14 protein-coding genes are annotated in these 14,855 nt (G+C 71.5%); 7 read left to right on the plus strand and 7 right to left on the minus strand.

The window, feature by feature from the left end:
* Positions 1-195: 195 nt before the first annotated feature.
* Entirely contained in the window at positions 196-939 is a 744-nt protein-coding gene (locus tag MTO99_RS18265) for a formylglycine-generating enzyme family protein (RefSeq protein ID WP_243555603.1), read from the minus strand.
* A gap of 270 nt (positions 940-1,209) precedes the next feature.
* Between MTO99_RS18265 and MTO99_RS18270 the strand changes: the two genes are divergently transcribed.
* From MTO99_RS18270 to menC, 6 genes are all read left to right on the plus strand, one after another.
* Positions 1,210-1,647: an iron chaperone gene (locus MTO99_RS18270; protein WP_243555604.1), complete on the plus strand. Its 438-nt coding sequence runs from the start codon at positions 1,210-1,212 to the stop codon at positions 1,645-1,647.
* A gap of 139 nt (positions 1,648-1,786) precedes the next feature.
* Positions 1,787-2,641, plus strand: a complete 855-nt coding sequence (locus MTO99_RS18275) for an ABC transporter permease (protein WP_243555605.1) — start codon at positions 1,787-1,789, stop codon at positions 2,639-2,641.
* Between the two features lie 35 nt (positions 2,642-2,676).
* The gene (locus tag MTO99_RS18280) at positions 2,677-3,714 is read left to right on the plus strand and encodes an ABC transporter substrate-binding protein (protein WP_243555606.1); all 1,038 of its coding nucleotides are present in this window, start codon (positions 2,677-2,679) and stop codon (positions 3,712-3,714) included.
* Between the two features lie 10 nt (positions 3,715-3,724).
* A complete protein-coding gene (locus MTO99_RS18285) occupies positions 3,725-4,546 on the plus strand; it encodes an ABC transporter ATP-binding protein (RefSeq protein WP_243555607.1) in 822 nt (273 codons plus the stop codon).
* 117 nt (positions 4,547-4,663) lie between these two features.
* On the plus strand, positions 4,664-4,798 hold the full coding sequence (locus MTO99_RS19065; RefSeq protein WP_256461021.1) for a hypothetical protein: 135 nt from the start codon (positions 4,664-4,666) through the stop codon (positions 4,796-4,798).
* 105 nt (positions 4,799-4,903) lie between these two features.
* Entirely contained in the window at positions 4,904-6,013 is a 1,110-nt protein-coding gene (gene menC / locus MTO99_RS18290; RefSeq protein WP_243555608.1) for an o-succinylbenzoate synthase, read from the plus strand.
* Between the two features lie 220 nt (positions 6,014-6,233).
* Here the strand turns inward: menC and MTO99_RS18295 are convergent, their stop codons facing one another.
* Positions 6,234-7,643, minus strand: coding sequence for an MFS transporter (locus MTO99_RS18295; RefSeq protein WP_243555609.1), 1,410 nt, complete (start codon positions 7,641-7,643; stop codon positions 6,234-6,236).
* 135 nt (positions 7,644-7,778) lie between these two features.
* Here MTO99_RS18295 and MTO99_RS18300 point away from each other — a divergent pair, with 135 nt between their 5' ends.
* Positions 7,779-9,743: an FAD-binding monooxygenase gene (locus MTO99_RS18300; protein ID WP_243555610.1), complete on the plus strand. Its 1,965-nt coding sequence runs from the start codon at positions 7,779-7,781 to the stop codon at positions 9,741-9,743.
* Here the strand turns inward: MTO99_RS18300 and MTO99_RS18305 are convergent.
* From MTO99_RS18305 to narH, 5 genes are read right to left on the minus strand one after another with little or no spacing between them, the layout of a single operon-like run.
* Entirely contained in the window at positions 9,724-10,437 is a 714-nt protein-coding gene (locus tag MTO99_RS18305; RefSeq protein WP_256461022.1) for an IclR family transcriptional regulator, read from the minus strand. The two genes, MTO99_RS18300 and MTO99_RS18305, sit on opposite strands and share 20 nt — an antisense overlap.
* A gap of 45 nt (positions 10,438-10,482) precedes the next feature.
* Positions 10,483-11,703: a nitrate/nitrite transporter gene (locus tag MTO99_RS18310; RefSeq protein ID WP_290428393.1), complete on the minus strand. Its 1,221-nt coding sequence runs from the start codon at positions 11,701-11,703 to the stop codon at positions 10,483-10,485.
* Entirely contained in the window at positions 11,700-12,482 is a 783-nt protein-coding gene (gene narI, locus MTO99_RS18315; RefSeq protein ID WP_243555611.1) for a respiratory nitrate reductase subunit gamma, read from the minus strand. The genes MTO99_RS18310 and narI overlap by 4 nt, the downstream gene beginning before the upstream one ends.
* On the minus strand, positions 12,479-13,150 hold the full coding sequence (gene narJ / locus MTO99_RS18320; protein ID WP_243555612.1) for a nitrate reductase molybdenum cofactor assembly chaperone: 672 nt from the start codon (positions 13,148-13,150) through the stop codon (positions 12,479-12,481). Before narJ ends, narI begins: the two co-directional genes overlap by 4 nt.
* Positions 13,150-14,826 carry a nitrate reductase subunit beta gene (narH, locus tag MTO99_RS18325; RefSeq protein ID WP_243555613.1) on the minus strand — a complete coding sequence of 559 codons (1,677 nt, stop codon included), beginning with the start codon at positions 14,824-14,826 and terminating at the stop codon, positions 13,150-13,152. The genes narJ and narH overlap by 1 nt, the downstream gene beginning before the upstream one ends.
* Positions 14,827-14,855 lie beyond the last annotated feature (29 nt).

The raw sequence follows: 14,855 nt of genomic DNA on the forward strand, positions 1-14,855 counted from the left end.
GTTGCGCCACTTCGACGGCCTCTGCGCCCGACGAGCTGGCGCAGCGGGTGCCGAGGTGGCGCAGCGGGGAACGGGGGCGGGCCAGGAGCGGGACCAGGGGCCGAACGGGGACGGGGCGGGGGCAGGAGCGGGGGCGGAACGGGGACGGGGGCAGGAGCGGGGGCAGGGGCGGGGCGAGGGCGGGCGGCGGCGCCGCTACCGCCTCGGCGTCCAGCCGGGCGGCAGCGGCCCGTCGAGGGTCGCGCGCTCGCGGTCGGCGGCGAGCGACCAGCCCTGCGCAGCATCCTCGCCGTCGAAGCCGCCGCGGGCGACGCGGAAGCCGACGTCCTCGTGGTGCATGCCGGGCGCGCCGCCGCGGCGGGTCGACGCGCGCACGCTCCAGGCGTTGTCGGCGAATCCGCCGCCCCGGAACACCCGGTAGTCGTCGTAGCGGGCCGGGTCGAGCAGGTCCCAGCACCACTCCCACACGTTGCCGAGGGTGTCGAACAGGCCGTTCAGGTTGGGCAGCTTGAGGCCGACCCGCTGCGGCGCGGTCACGCCGTCGGCCGCGGTCCACGCGACCTCGGCGAGCAGGCCGTAGTGCGGCCCGGTCGAGCCCGCTCGGCAGGCGTACTCCCACTCGGCCTCGGTGGGCAGCCGGTACCCGTCGGCCGACACGTCCCACCGCACGTCGAGGCCGTCGAACGTGTAGGCGGGGTCGAGGCCCTCCCACTCCGACATCGCATTGCAGCACCGCACGGCGCGCAGCCAGGTCACGTCGGTCGCAGGGCGCAGCGGATGCCTCGCCGGCACGCCGATCGCTTCGGCGAGCTGTTCCTCGGTGACGGCGAACACCCCGATCTCGAACGGTTCGAGCTCGACCGTGCGCCGCTCCTCGCGGCGGGCGTCGTGCAGCGTCACCGCGCCCGCGGGCAGGTGCGCCATCTCGAGGTCGGGCATCCCGGCAGTCTGCCACGGGCCCCGCGCGCTGCGCCGGTTCCGGATCGTGGTGGAGCATACGCGCGCCGCCGTGCACGGGCCTCCGCGCGCTGCGCCGGTTCGGCGGCCGGCGCGCCAGACGGGCCGGCGCAGACGACGTCGAGGTGGCGCAGCGGCGGGAACACCGAGCACGCATCGATCAGGATTCGAGAAGTCCGCCGCGGGCGGGCTCCGTACGCTGAAGTCGACGGCCCCGATGTGGGGGACACGAGCGACAGAGGGAGCACGACGATGGCCGGCACCGAAGCATCCGGACTCACCAAGGAAGAGCGCGACGCGGTCAAGCAGCGCGCGAAGGAACTGCGCGAACAGGAGAAGGCGGGCAAGAACCGGGCCGCCGGCGAGAAGGCCGTGCTCGAGGCGATCGCCGCGCTCGAGCCCGGCGATCGCGAGCTCGCCGAGGGGCTCCACCGGGTCGTCGCCGAGGTGGCTCCCGACCTCGTGCCGAAGACCTACTACGGCATGCCGGGCTACGCGAACGATGCGGGCAAGATCGTCGTCTTCATCCAGCCCGCGAGCAAGTTCAAGGCCCGCTACGCGACGATCGGGTTCGAAGACCGCGCGGCCCTCGACGACGGCGACCTGTGGCCGATCGGGTTCGCGATCCGCGCCTGGACGCCCGCGGTCGAGCAGACCGTCACCGACCTGGTGCGCAAGGCGGTGGGCTGACCTCGGTCCGCTGCCGCGGTCCCGGGCTCGACACGGGCCCGGGGCCGCAGTGTTTTGACTCTCGTCCCTCGACGTGCCTATACTCGCAGCCTGCGGGAATACGCTTTCCCACCTTCACAACGACGTCGAGGTGACCATCATGTCAGTGCAAGAGTCGGCCACGGTTTCGGTGGCGGTCCACGAGGCACGCGGTCCGGAGCCGCGCCGCCTGCGGGCGTGGTGGGTGCGCAATTGGCATCCGATCGTGTTCGCGCTCGCCGTCCTGCTGGTCTGGTGGGTGGCCACGGCGCTCAACTGGGTCGCGCCGTACATCATCCCGTCGCCCGCGGCGACCTGGGCCGCGTTCACCGACAACGCCGCGTACCTCGCGCAGCAGACCTGGGTGACCACGTACGAGACGGTCATCGGCTTCCTGATCGCGATCGTGATCGGCATCGCGGTGGCCGTCGTCATGGTCTACTCGAAGGGCGTCGAGCAGACGCTCTATCCGGTCATCCTGTTCGCGCAGGTCATCCCGAAGATCGCGATCGCGCCGTTGTTCGTGGTGTGGCTCGGTTTCGGCATGGCGCCGAAGATCCTGGTCGCCGTGCTGATGGCGTTCTTCCCCGTCGCGATCGCCGGGCTCTCGGGTCTGCGGTCGGTCGATCCCGAGATCCTCCAGCTCACCTCGACGATGGGCGCCGGCAAGCTCAAGACGTTCCTCAAGGTGCGGCTGCCCGCCGCCCTGCCCGAACTGCTCTCCGGGCTGAAGGTCGCCGCGACGCTCGCCGTCACCGGTGCGGTCGTCGGCGAGTTCGTCGGGGCGAACGAGGGCCTCGGCTACGTGATCCTCCAGGCGAACGGCAACCTCGACACCGCGATGCTGTTCGCGGCGCTGATCATCATGTCGCTGCTCGGCGTCGTGCTGTTCGCGATCATCCAGATCGCCGAGCGGTTCCTCATCCCGTGGCATGCGTCGCGGCGCGATGTGCGCGCCGTGACGGTGCAGGCCTGACCTTCCGAAACCACAGCAGAGAAAGAAGACATTCGATGAAGAAGTCTCGTGCACTCCTCGGTTCGATCGCGGCCGTCGGCGTCGCAGCGCTCGCCCTCACCGGGTGCGCCGGCGCGACCGGATCCGACGCCTCCGGCGGCTCCGGAGATGAGGGCGGCCTCACGCCCGTGACGCTGATGCTCAACTGGTACCCGTACGGCGAGCACGCCCCGTTCTACTACGGCGTCGAGGAGGGCATCTTCGCCGACCACGGCATCGACCTGACCATCCAGGCCGGCCAGGGGTCGACGAAGACCGCTCAGGCCGTGGGTCAGGGCCAGGTCGACTTCGGCTGGGCCGACACGCCCGCGGTGCTCGCCAACATCGACAAGGGCGTCGCGATCAAGAGCGTCGGCGTGTTCCTGCAGACCACCCCGTCGGCGGTGCAGGTCTTCGCCGACTCGGGCATCGAGGAGCCGGCCGACCTGAAGGGCAAGACGATCGCCGTCTCGGCGGGCGACGCGCCCACCACGACGTTCCCGATGTTCCTCGACGCGGTCGGGCTGAGCCCCGACGACGTCACCCAGCAGAACCTCGACGCCGCCGGCAAGATCGCCGCGATGCTCTCGGGGCAGGTCGACGGTCTGATCGGCTTCGCGCACGACCAGGGGCCGACCATCGCGGCCAAGAGCGGCAAGGAGGTGCGCTACCTGCGCTACTCCGACGCCGGCCTCAGCTTCTTCAGCAACGGGCTCGTGGCCTCCGACTCGACGATCGCGGACGACCCCGAGCTCGTGAAGGCGCTGGTCGCCGCGACCTCCGAGGCGTTCGCCGCGGCAGCCGAGCATCCCGAGGACGCCGTGAAGGCGATGGACGGCAAGGACCCGCAGATGCCCGAGTCCGCCGTGCTGCTCGACCAGTGGCAGGAGACCATCAAGCTGCTGAGCACCGACGCCACCGAGGGTTCCGCGCCCGGCGTCAACGCCACCGAGGACTGGGAGGCGACCCTCGAGGTGCTCGCCGAGGCCGGTCTGATCTCGGGCGACGGCACCGTCGACACGTACTTCGACGCCTCGTTCGCCCCGACCGAGTAGGAGCACCGACATGCAGCAGGACACGCAGACGACGGCCGAGCGGATGCCTCGGGCCGACGCCGACACCATCCTGTCGATCCGCGACGTGTCGATCACGTTCGAGTCGAAGCGCGGTCGCGTCACGGCGCTCGAGGGCGCCGACCTCGAGGTCGAGCGCGGCGAGTTCATCACCATCGCCGGCCCGTCGGGCTGCGGCAAGTCGACGCTCCTGAAGGCGGTCGCCGGGCTCACCACGCCGAGCGGCGGGTCGATCCGCCTGCACGGCGAGGAGGTGCGCGGGCCGCGCCAGGACATCGGCTTCGTGTTCCAGCGCGCGGCGCTGCTGGAGTGGCGCAACGTGCGGGGCAACATCCTGCTGCAGGCCGAGATGCGCGGTATGGACATGAAGGCGGCCCGCATCCGGGCCGATGAGCTCATCGAGATGACGGGGCTCACCGGGTTCGAGAAGGCGCTGCCGCACGAGCTCTCGGGCGGCATGCAGCAGCGCGTCGCGCTGTGCCGCGCGCTGCTGCACGAACCGCGCGTGCTGCTCATGGACGAGCCGTTCGGCGCCCTCGACGCGCTGACCCGCGAACGGATGAACGTCGAGCTCAACCGCATCTGGGCGCACACCGGCACGACTGTGCTGCTGGTCACGCACTCGGTGGCCGAGGCGGTGTACCTCGCGAGCCGGGTGGTCGTGATGAGCCCGCGCCCCGGCCGCATCCTCGAGGAGCACCGCGTCGACCTGCCCGCCGAGCGCGGCTACGCCGAGGTGCTCGAGACCGACGAGTTCCACCGGGTCTCGAGCCGGGTGCGCGAACTGCTCGGGTCGCCCGCCGACGCCGACTGAGCGGCCACGTCCCGCGGGGTCGAGCGTCCGATGGCGCTCGGCCCCGCGGTCGTGCAGACGGCGCCGGATGCCGCAAGCCCCTGCCGGAGCGGCGGTGCTCGTCGTACCGTCATCCGCATGAACGACAGACGAGACCACGACGACGGCGAGCGGCCGCGCGGCGAGGACATCGAACTGCCCGAGGAGCAGCAGGTCGACGGCGAGACCGTCGAGGCCGACACCGCCTCGGGCGGTGCACCCGATCCCGCCTGAACCGGCGCGGTGCCGTATCGTCGGCTTCGATCGGGAGCGCGACTGCGTCGTGCGCGCCGATCGTGCAGATCGCGCCGACGGCGCCGACGACGGAGGAGCACGCCGATGAGGCTTGAGGGCTTCGAACTGCGACGGGTGGGCATGCCGCTGGTGGGCCCGTTCCGCACCTCGTTCGGCACGCAGACCGAACGTGACATCCTGCTGGTGCGCGCGGTCACCGACGAGGGCTCGGGCTGGGGCGAGTGCGTCGCGCTGCCCGACCCCGCCTACTCGCCCGAGTACATCGACGGCGCGCAGGACGTGATGCGGCGGTTCCTGATTCCGACCCTCTTCGCGGCGGGCATCGCCGACGCGTACGCCGTCGGTGAGGCGCTGCATCCGTTCAAGGGCCATCGCATGGCCAAGGCCGCGCTCGAGATGGCGGTGCTGGACGCCGAGTTGCGCGCCGAGGGCCGCTCGTTCGCGCGCGAGCTGGGCGGCGTGCACGCGTCGGTGCCGGCTGGGGTGTCGGTCGGCATCATGGACTCGATTCCGCAGCTGCTCGACACGGTCGGCGGATACCTCGACGCCGGGTATGTGCGCATCAAGCTGAAGATCGAACCCGGGTGGGACCTCGAGCCGGTGCGCGCCGTGCGCGAGCGGTTCGGCGACGATGTGCCGCTGCAGGTCGACGCGAACACCGCGTACACCCTGCGGGATGCCCGGCATCTGGCCCGGCTCGACGCGTTCGACCTGCTGCTCATCGAGCAGCCGCTCGAGGAGGAGGACGTGCTCGGCCACGCCGAACTGGCGAAACTCGTGCAGACGCCGATCTGCCTCGACGAGTCGATCACCTCGGCGCAGTCGGCGGCCGCGGCGATCCGGCTCGGTGCCACGAGCGTGATCAACGTCAAGCCCGGCCGCGTCGGCGGGTACCTCGAGGCGCGGCGCATCCACGACCTCGCCGCGGCCAACGGCGTGCCGGTCTGGTGCGGCGGCATGATCGAGTCGGGCATCGGCCGGGCGGCGAACGTCGCGCTGGCGTCGCTGCCGGGGTTCACGCTGCCGGGCGACATCTCGGCCAGCGACCGGTTCTACCGCACCGACCTGACGCCGCCGTTCGTGATGGTCGACGGCCGCATCGACGTGCCGACGGGTCCGGGCCTCGGGGTCGAGCCGATTCCCGAACTGCTCGACGAGCTGACGACGGCGACCGAGTGGATCGCCGCGCCCTGACTGCGGCCGCCGCCGCGCCCTGACTGCCGCCGCCGCGCCACTTCGGCGGCTTCCGCGCCACCCGGACTGGCGCGCCGGACGCCGAACTGGCGCAGCGAGCGGCCCGCGGGCGCGGGCTCGGCGCGCGCGACCACCTGCCGACGGCGCCGCTCGCGTGCGGCGGGGTCGGTCGACGACGAACGCGGGCTCGTACGCCACGCACTCGGGCTGTTCGAGCAGCTCAGGAGGGGCGGTCGGCGTTCTGCGCCTCGAGGGCGGCGGCGCTGCCGGCCTGCTCCTCGGGGCGGCGGATCCAGATCCACGAGACGATGCCGCCGGCGGCCATCAGCGCCGCCGTCACGATCGCGGCGCGGTGGAACCCGTTCAGGTCGAGCTGCCCGCCGACGATCGCGGCGAGCATCGCGATCACGATGAGGCCGGCGACGCGGGCGACGGCGTTGTTCACGGCCGACGCGATGCCCGACCGGGCAGGGTCGATCGCGCCGAGGATGGCGCTGGTCAGCGGCGTGACGGTGAGGGTCAGGCCGCTGCCGAACACGACGACGCTCGGCAGCACCTGCCACCAGTACGAGAAGTCCTCGGACACGGTGAGCAGCAGCAGGGCGCCGACCGCCATGATGATCGGCCCGATCGTCATGAACCGCCGCGGCCCGAGCTTGCCCGACCAGCTGCCGACCCGCGAGCTGAAGCCGATCATGATGAGCGTCGACGGCAGCGTCGCGAGCCCGGCGAGGGTCGCCGTGAGCCCGGCGCCCTGCTGCAGGTAGACCCCGAGCACGAATCCGTTCAGCGAGAGCGCGGCGTAGACGAACAGCGTCGCGATGTTGCCGCTCCAGAAGTTGCGGATCTTGAACAGCGCCAGCGGCATCAGCGGCTGCGGCGCGAAGCGCTGGCGCACGATGAACCCCGCGAACGCGGCGACCCCGATCGCGAGCGGTAGGAAGATCGCGGGCGAGCCCCAGCCGAGGTTCGGCTGCTCGATGAGGGCGAACACGATGCCGCCGAGCCCCACCGTGCAGAGCGCGGCGCCGAGCCAGTCGATGCGGGCGCCGGCGCGCCGCTCGTCGCGGTGCCCGAGCCGCACGAGCAACCAGAGCGTCACCGCGATCGGCAGGACGTTGATGAGGAACACCAGCCGCCACGTGGCGAAGTCCACGAACAGCCCACCGATGAGGGGCCCCGCCACCATCGCGGCGGTGGTGAGCGCGGTCCAGATGCCGATGGCGCGCGCCTGCGCCTCGTCGCGGAAGTTCGCCGTGATGATCGCGAGCGAGCTCGGCACGAGCAGCGCACCCGCGATGCCCTGCAGGGCCCGCGCGACGATGAGGAACTCGGGCGAGGGCGCGGCCGCCACCGCGATCGAGGTGAGGCCGAAGCCGATGAGGCCGACGCGCATGATCAGCCAGCGCCCGTACACGTCGCTCGCCGACCCGGCGACCAGGATCAGCGAGCCGAGCGTGATGAGGTACGCGTCGACGGTCCACTGCTGGGTGGTGAGCCCGCCGCCGAGCTCGCGGGTGATGGCGGGCAGCGCGACGGTCACGACGGTGCCGTCGAGGAACGCGACGAACGACGCGAGCACGGCGATCGCGAGCACGAGTCGCTGGTCGCGGGACATGGTCGCGGCCATGTGCCCCACGGTAGCCCGCGGCATCCGCTCCCGCTCGGTTGCCGTCGAGAACGGCACCGCCTATGATCCGAATGCGCGATATGCGAATGCTGCGTTCGATTATCGAACGAGATCACGATGGAGTGAGGAGATTCCGTGCAGTTCCACCACCACGGCTACGTGTCGGGCGACCCGCGGGTCGAACCCGCCGCGGGCATCGGGCTCGACCGGCCGACCGAGCTCCCCGACGAGGTCGACGTGCTGATCGTCGGGTCGGGCCCCGCGGGCATGATCGCGGCGGCGCAGCTCGCGCAGTTCCCCGACGTGTCGACCCGGCTCATCGAGCGCCGCGACGGCCGGCTGGTCATCGGCCAGGCCGACGGCATCCAGGCGCGCAGCGTCGAGACGTTCCAGGCGTTCGGCTTCGCCGAGCGCATCATCGCCGAGGCCTATCGCATCACCGAGATGGCCTTCTGGAAGCCCGACCCCGCCGACCCGTCGCGCATCGTGCGCACCGCGGTCGCGCCCGACGACCCCGCCGGCATCAGCGAGTTCCCGCACCTCATCGTGAACCAGGCGCGCGTGCTCGACCACTTCGCCGAGTTCGCCGCCAACTCGCCGGGCCGCATCACGCCCGACTACGGCTGGGAGTTCCTCGGGCTCGAGGTCGACCAGACCGCCGAGACCGCCGACCAGACCGCCGCCGAGACCGTCGCCGGCGAGGCATCCGTCCACCCCGTCGCCGTGCGCGTGCGGCGCACGGCCGGCGACGACGCCGGGCAGGAGCGCACCATCCGCGCCAAGTACGTCATCGGCGCCGACGGCGCGCGCAGCCGGGTGCGGGACGCGATCGGATGCCGCATGGCCGGCGACCGGTCCAACCACGCGTGGGGCGTGATGGACGTGCTCGTCGTCACCGACTTCCCCGACATCCGCACGAAGTGCTCGATCCAGTCGGAGGCAGGCAACATCCTGCTCATCCCGCGCGAGGGCGGGCACCTCTTCCGCATGTACGTCGACCTCGGCGAGGTCGCGCCCGACGACGCCGGCGCGGTGCGCGCGACCACGATCGAGCAGATCATCGCGAAGGCGAACGCGATCATGCACCCGTACACGCTCGACGTGCGGCACGTCGCCTGGCACAGCGTGTACGAGGTCGGGCACCGGCTCACCGACCGGTTCGACGACGTGCCCGCCGACGCGGTCGGCCGGCGCCACCCGCGCGTGTTCATCACCGGCGACGCCTGCCACACGCACAGCGCGAAGGCAGGGCAGGGCATGAACGTCTCGATGCAGGACGGCTGGAACATCGCCTGGAAGCTCGGCCACGTGCTCGAGGGCCGGGCGCCCGCCGCGCTGCTCGAGACCTACTCGGCCGAGCGGCAGGTGGTCGCTGCGAACCTGATCGACTTCGACCGCACCTGGTCGAGCATGATGGCGCGCAAGCCCGAGGAATTCGACAGCCCCACCGAGCTCGAGGACTTCTACGTGCGCACCGCCGAGTTCCCCGCCGGATTCATGACCGAGTACGCGCCGTCGCTCATCGTCGGGCCCGCCGATCATCAGTCGCTCGCGACCGGGTACCCGATCGGCAAGCGGTTCAAGTCGGCCCCGGTCGCGCGGGTCTGCGACGGCAACCCCGTGCAGCTCGGGCACCACGCCCGCGCCGACGGTCGCTGGCGCATCTACGCGTTCGCCGACGCGGCCGGCGCCGGTGAGACCTCCGGCCCGGCGCTCCCGGCCTTCGCCGAGTGGCTGACGGCCTCGCCCGACTCGCCGCTCGCCGCGGTGCCCGACGGCGTCGCGCCGAACGACTGGTTCGACGTCAAGGTCGTGTACCGGCAGCCGCACGGCGAGGTCGACCTGGGCGCGGTGCCGCGGGTGTTCCTGCCGGCGACCGGGCCGTTCGGGCTCACCGACTACGAGCACGTCTACGCCGTCGATCCCGCCGACGACGTCTTCGCGGCGCGGGGCATCGATCGCGGCGGCGCCGTCGTCGTCGTGCGGCCCGACCAGTACGTGGCGCACGTGCTGCCGCTCACCGCCACCGACGAGCTCGGTGCGTTCTTCGCGCCGATCGTGCGGACGGAGCCGGCCGCCGTCAGCGCAGGTCGGCGGTGATCTCGGCGGCGGCCTGCCGGAGTCGCGCTCCGATCGGGGCGGGGTCGCGGTCGCTGGCGACGTAGACCACCGCGATGGCCGCGACCGGGTGCCCGGGCGCGGACACCGGCGACGCGACCGCGGCGAGCCCGGGGATCACCTCGTCGTGACTGGTCGCGTACCCGCGTGCGAGCGCCTCGGCGGCCTCGTCGCGCGGGTGCTCGTCGGGCAGCGCGCGCCACTGCGCCTCGGTCAGCACGGACTGGATCGCGATGCCCGGCGCACCGGTCGCGAGCGGATGCCTCGTGCCGGGTCGTTGCGCGACCGTGCCGTGCGCGTGCGTCGGCTCGACCGTGACGAGGGTGACGACGTCGTGGCGGTCGAGCACGACGAGGAACGCGGTCATGCCGAGCTCGTTCGCGACCGCGGTGAGCTGGGGGAGTGCCGCCGACTGGAGGTCGCGCGAGACCGAACGGGCGAGGGTCGCCATGCGGGGGCCGAGCTGCACCGAGCCGGACGCATCGCGCACCACCAGTCCGTGCTCCTCGAGGGTGCGCAGGATCCGGTACGTGATCGAGCGGTGCAGGCCCAGGCCGGTCGCGATCGCGGGGATCGGCATCGGTTCGCCCGTGTCGGCGAGCAGTTCGAGCATTCGGATGCCGCGTGACAGCGTCTGCAGCGGCGGTGCGGCGGGCAGCGGAGCATCCGTGGTCATGCGTTCGATTATAGAACGCCACGCAACCGTCCGCTGGGGGAGAAGCTACGCCTCCGCCTGCTTGCGCCGCGCCAGGAACCACGTGAACGCCAGCGCCACGATCGCGGTCGCGCACAGCAGCACGAGCCCGATCGTGTAGCTGTTCGCCTCGGCGTTGTACGTCGCCCCCATGACCAGCGGCGGGAAGTACCCGCCGAGGCCGCCGGCCGCGCCCACGATGCCGGTCACCGTGCCCACGCGTTCGGCGGGCGCCCGCTGGGCGACCCAGGTGAACACCGCGCCCGTGCCGAGCCCGAGGAACAGCGCCATGAGCACGAACGACAGGCCGGCGAGGAACTCGGGCGGCGGCTGCAGCGCGATCACGATCGCCATCACCGCGGCGCCCGCGAGCGAGACGCCGAGCACCTTGGCGGGCCCGATCTTGTCGCTCAGCCAGCCGCCGATCGGCCGCGCGACGACCGCCGCGATCGCGAACCCCGCGGTGCGCGCGCCGGCGTCGGCGAGGTCGTACTCGTAGATCGCCTTGAGGTAGGTGGGCAGGTAGGTCGAGAACGCCACGAACCCGCCGAAGGTCACTGCGTAGAGGAACGCCATCTGCCAGGTGACGGCGAGCTTGCCGGCGGCGGCGAGCTTCGGCCAGACCTTGTCGCGGTTCGGCTTCCATGCGGGGGAGTCGCGCATCATGAACCACACCAGTGCGGCGACCACCAGCAGCACGACCGCGATGATCACGTGGGTCGCCTCGTAGCCGAACCACTGCACGAAGCGCGGTGTGAAGAACGACGACAGTGCGGTGCCGCCCATGCCGGCGCCGAACAGCCCGGTCGCGAAGCCGCGCCGCGAGGGTTCGTACCAGGCGTTCACGAACGGGATGCCGACGGCGAACGTGGTGCCCGCGATGCCGAGGAGGAACCCGAACACGATGAGCAGCCAGTACGACCCGAGATCGCCGGCCCACATCACGAGCAGCACGGGCACGGCCGACACGGCGGTGAGCGTCGTGAACATGACCCGGCCGCCGAAGCGGTCGGTGAGCGCGCCGGTGAGGATCCGCCCCAGCGATCCGACGATCACGGGGGTCGCGATGAGCATCGCCTGCTGCGTCGGGTCGAGACCGAGTTCCTCGGCGTAGTGCACCGCGAGCGGAGCGATCATGTTCCAGGCCCAGAACGTGATCGCGAACGACAGCAGGGCGAGCCCGAGGTTGAGCCCGCGGCCGGGCAGCGCCTCGGCTTTCGGTACGACGGTGGCGGATGCCTCGGTCAACGCGGTCCCCTTCCGCTGCGGACCCGATCGCGGTCGCGATCGAGGGTGCCCACGGGCGCCCAGCCGCGGCGGATGCCGCCCGAGGCGCTCGGCCGGCCGTCACGCGACCGGTACACGATGTACGGCCGGAACAGGTAGTGCACCGGCGCGGTGAAGGCGTGCACCAGCCGGGTGAACGGCCAGATCATGAACAGCAGCATGCCGATGACGGTGTGCAGCTGGAACGCGAACGACGCCTCGGACATCGCGGCGATGTCGGGCTGGAAGACGAACAGCGACCGGAACCACGGCGACACCGTCTCGCGGTAGGTGGTGTCCTCGTGCGGCCCGAAGACGCTGATCACGGTGGTCGCGAGACCGGCGACGATGGCCGCGACGAGCACCACGTACATGGTCTTGTCGTTCTTCGTCGTCGCCATGAACACCGGCCCGGTGGTGCGGCGCCGCCAGATCAGGATGGCGACGCCGGCGATGGTCGCGAAGCCGGCGACCGATCCGAGCCCGAGCGCCATCACGTGGTACACGTCCTCGGTGACGCCGACCGCCTCGGTCCACTCCTTCGGGATGAACAGTCCGACGACGTGGCCGACGATCACGACCAGGATGCCGAAGTGGAACAGCGGCGACCCGATGCGCAGCAGCCGCGACTCGTAGAGCTGCGACGACCGGGTGGTCCACCCGAACTGGTCGTACCGGTAGCGCCAGATCAGCCCGCCCACGAGCACGGCGACCATGACATAGGGCAGGATGCCCCAGAGCAGCAGGTCCCACACGGTCATCGCCGGCCTCCTGTCGCCATCACACCCGTCGGCACGGGCGCCGTCGGCTCGAGCGGAATGAGCCTGGGGTCGGTCGCATCCAGCCCGACGGTTTCGCTCGGCGGCCCGGCGGCCGCCATCGCCATCGCCTGCTGGCGGTCCTCGGGCGAGCGGCCGGGCAGCGTGGCGCAGACCGCGGCGACGACGCCGGCGTACGGCGAGCCGCGTTCGGCGAGGGCGATGCGGATGAGTTCGAGGCTCGCCCGGTACGACTGCAGCAGGTCGGCGCCGTCGTCGGGCCGGTGCCTGGCGTACTCGAGCACGAGCGGCAGGTGATCGGGCAGTTCCCCGGTGTCGCCGAGCACGAGCCCGGCCTCGCGGTAGCGCTGCTTGAACTCGGCGAGCACCATGCCGCGCCGGCGGGTGTCGCCGTCGGTCCAGTACGAGAGGTACAGCGCGTGCCGCTTCGACAGATCGAAGACGTCGACGTACGCGCGCTGCACCTCGGCGGCCGGGGTGGTCGCCCACCAGTCGAGCAGCGGGGCGAAGGACGCCTCGGCCGCCGGCGCCGACTCGGCCAGAGCGCGGCGGATGACGCCGGCGAGGCCGAGCACGTCCTCGTCGGGATAGCCGAGGCACACCGACGCCGCCTGGTACACGACCGGGCGAGAAATCCGCGCCGTGGCCATCAGGAGTCCTCGCCCTCGCCGCGCTTGGGGAAGAGTCCGGGCGGGGCGCCGTTGCCGTCCCAGTTGAGCAGGTTCACCCGGCCGCGCAGCGAGGCGCCGCTCGCGGCGCCGTCGGAGGTCTGCCGGTCGCGCAGCGCCTGGAACGTCTCGACCGCGACGGGTGCCGGGCGCCCGCTCGCCTCGCCGAACGGACCCGACTCGCCGCCCATCTCGTACGGCCCGCCGTCGAAGTCGAGCGAGCAGCCGAGCTCCTCGAGCTCGTGCGCCTGCTCGTAGTGCGCGGTCGGGATGACGTACCGCTCCTCGTACTTCGCGATCGCGAGCAGCCGGTACATCTCCATCACGGTCGACTCGGTCATCCCGACCGACGCCGGGATCGAGTCGTCGCGCGCGCGGTCGAGCGTGACATCCCGCATGAACGCGCGCATCGCGGCCAGCTTGCGCAGCACGCCCGTGACCAGATCGGTGTCGCCCGCGGTGAACAGCTCGGCGAGGTACTCGACGGGGATGCGCAGCGCCTCGATCGCGCCGAACAGGGTGCCGGCCGCCTCGGCGTCGTGGCCCTGGTCGCGCAGCAGGTCGACGATCGGCGACAGCGGCGGGATGTACCAGACCATCGGCATCGTGCGGTACTCGGGGTGCAGCGGCAGCGCGACCCGGTACTTCTTCGCGAGCGCGTACACCGGCGAGCGGCGGGCCGCGTCCATCCAGTCGTCGGGGATGCCCTGCTCGCGCGCCGCGCGGATCACCTCGGGGTCGTCGGGGTCGAGCATCAGGTCGAGCTGAGCCTCGTAGAGGTCCTGCTCGTTCGGCGTCGACGCCGCCTCGGTCACCCGGTCCGCGTCGTACAGGAACAGCCCGAGGTAGCGCAGGCGCCCCACACAGGTCTCGCTGCACACCGTCGGGATGCCGACCTCGAGCCGCGGGTAGCAGAGCGTGCACTTCTCGGCCTTGCCGGTCTTGTGGTTGAAGTAGATCTTCTTGTAGGGGCATCCGGTGATGCACTGCCGCCAGCCCCGGCACCGGTCCTGGTCGACGAGGACGATGCCGTCCTCCTCCCGCTTGTAGATCGCGCCCGACGGGCACGAGGCCATGCATGACGGGTTGAGGCAGTGCTCGCAGATCCGCGGCAGGTAGAACATGAACGTCTGCTCGAACTGGAACTTGATCGCCTCTTCGCTCTCGCGGCGCACCTTCTGCACGATCGGGTCGAGGTGGCCGTGCTCGGTCGCGCCGCCGAGGTCGTCGTCCCAGTTCGCCGACCAGGTGATCTTGGTGTCCTCCCCCGTGATGAGCGACTTGGGCCGCGCCACCGGGAAGTCGTCGCCCAGCGGCGCGTCGATGAGGGTCTGGTAGTCGTACGTCCACGGCTCGTAGTAGTCCTCGAGCTTGGGCTGCACGGGCGACGAGAAGATCGTGAGCAGACGCTTCAGCCGGCTGCCGGTGCGCAGCTTCAGGCGGCCGCGCGAGTTCAGCTCCCAGCCGCCGCGCCACTGCTCCTGGTCTTCGTAGCGACGCGGGTAGCCCTGCCCGGGCCGGGTCTCGACGTTGTTGAACCACACGTACTCGGTGCCCGCCCGGTTCGTCCACGCCTGCTTGCACGTGACCGAGCAGGTGTGGCATCCGATGCACTTGTCGAGGTTCATCACCATGCCCATCTGGGCCATGACTCGCACGATTCGCTCGCCCCCCTTCTCAGTTCCGG

The organism is Agromyces larvae (assembly GCF_022811705.1).
Classification (GTDB): domain Bacteria; phylum Actinomycetota; class Actinomycetes; order Actinomycetales; family Microbacteriaceae; genus Agromyces; species Agromyces larvae.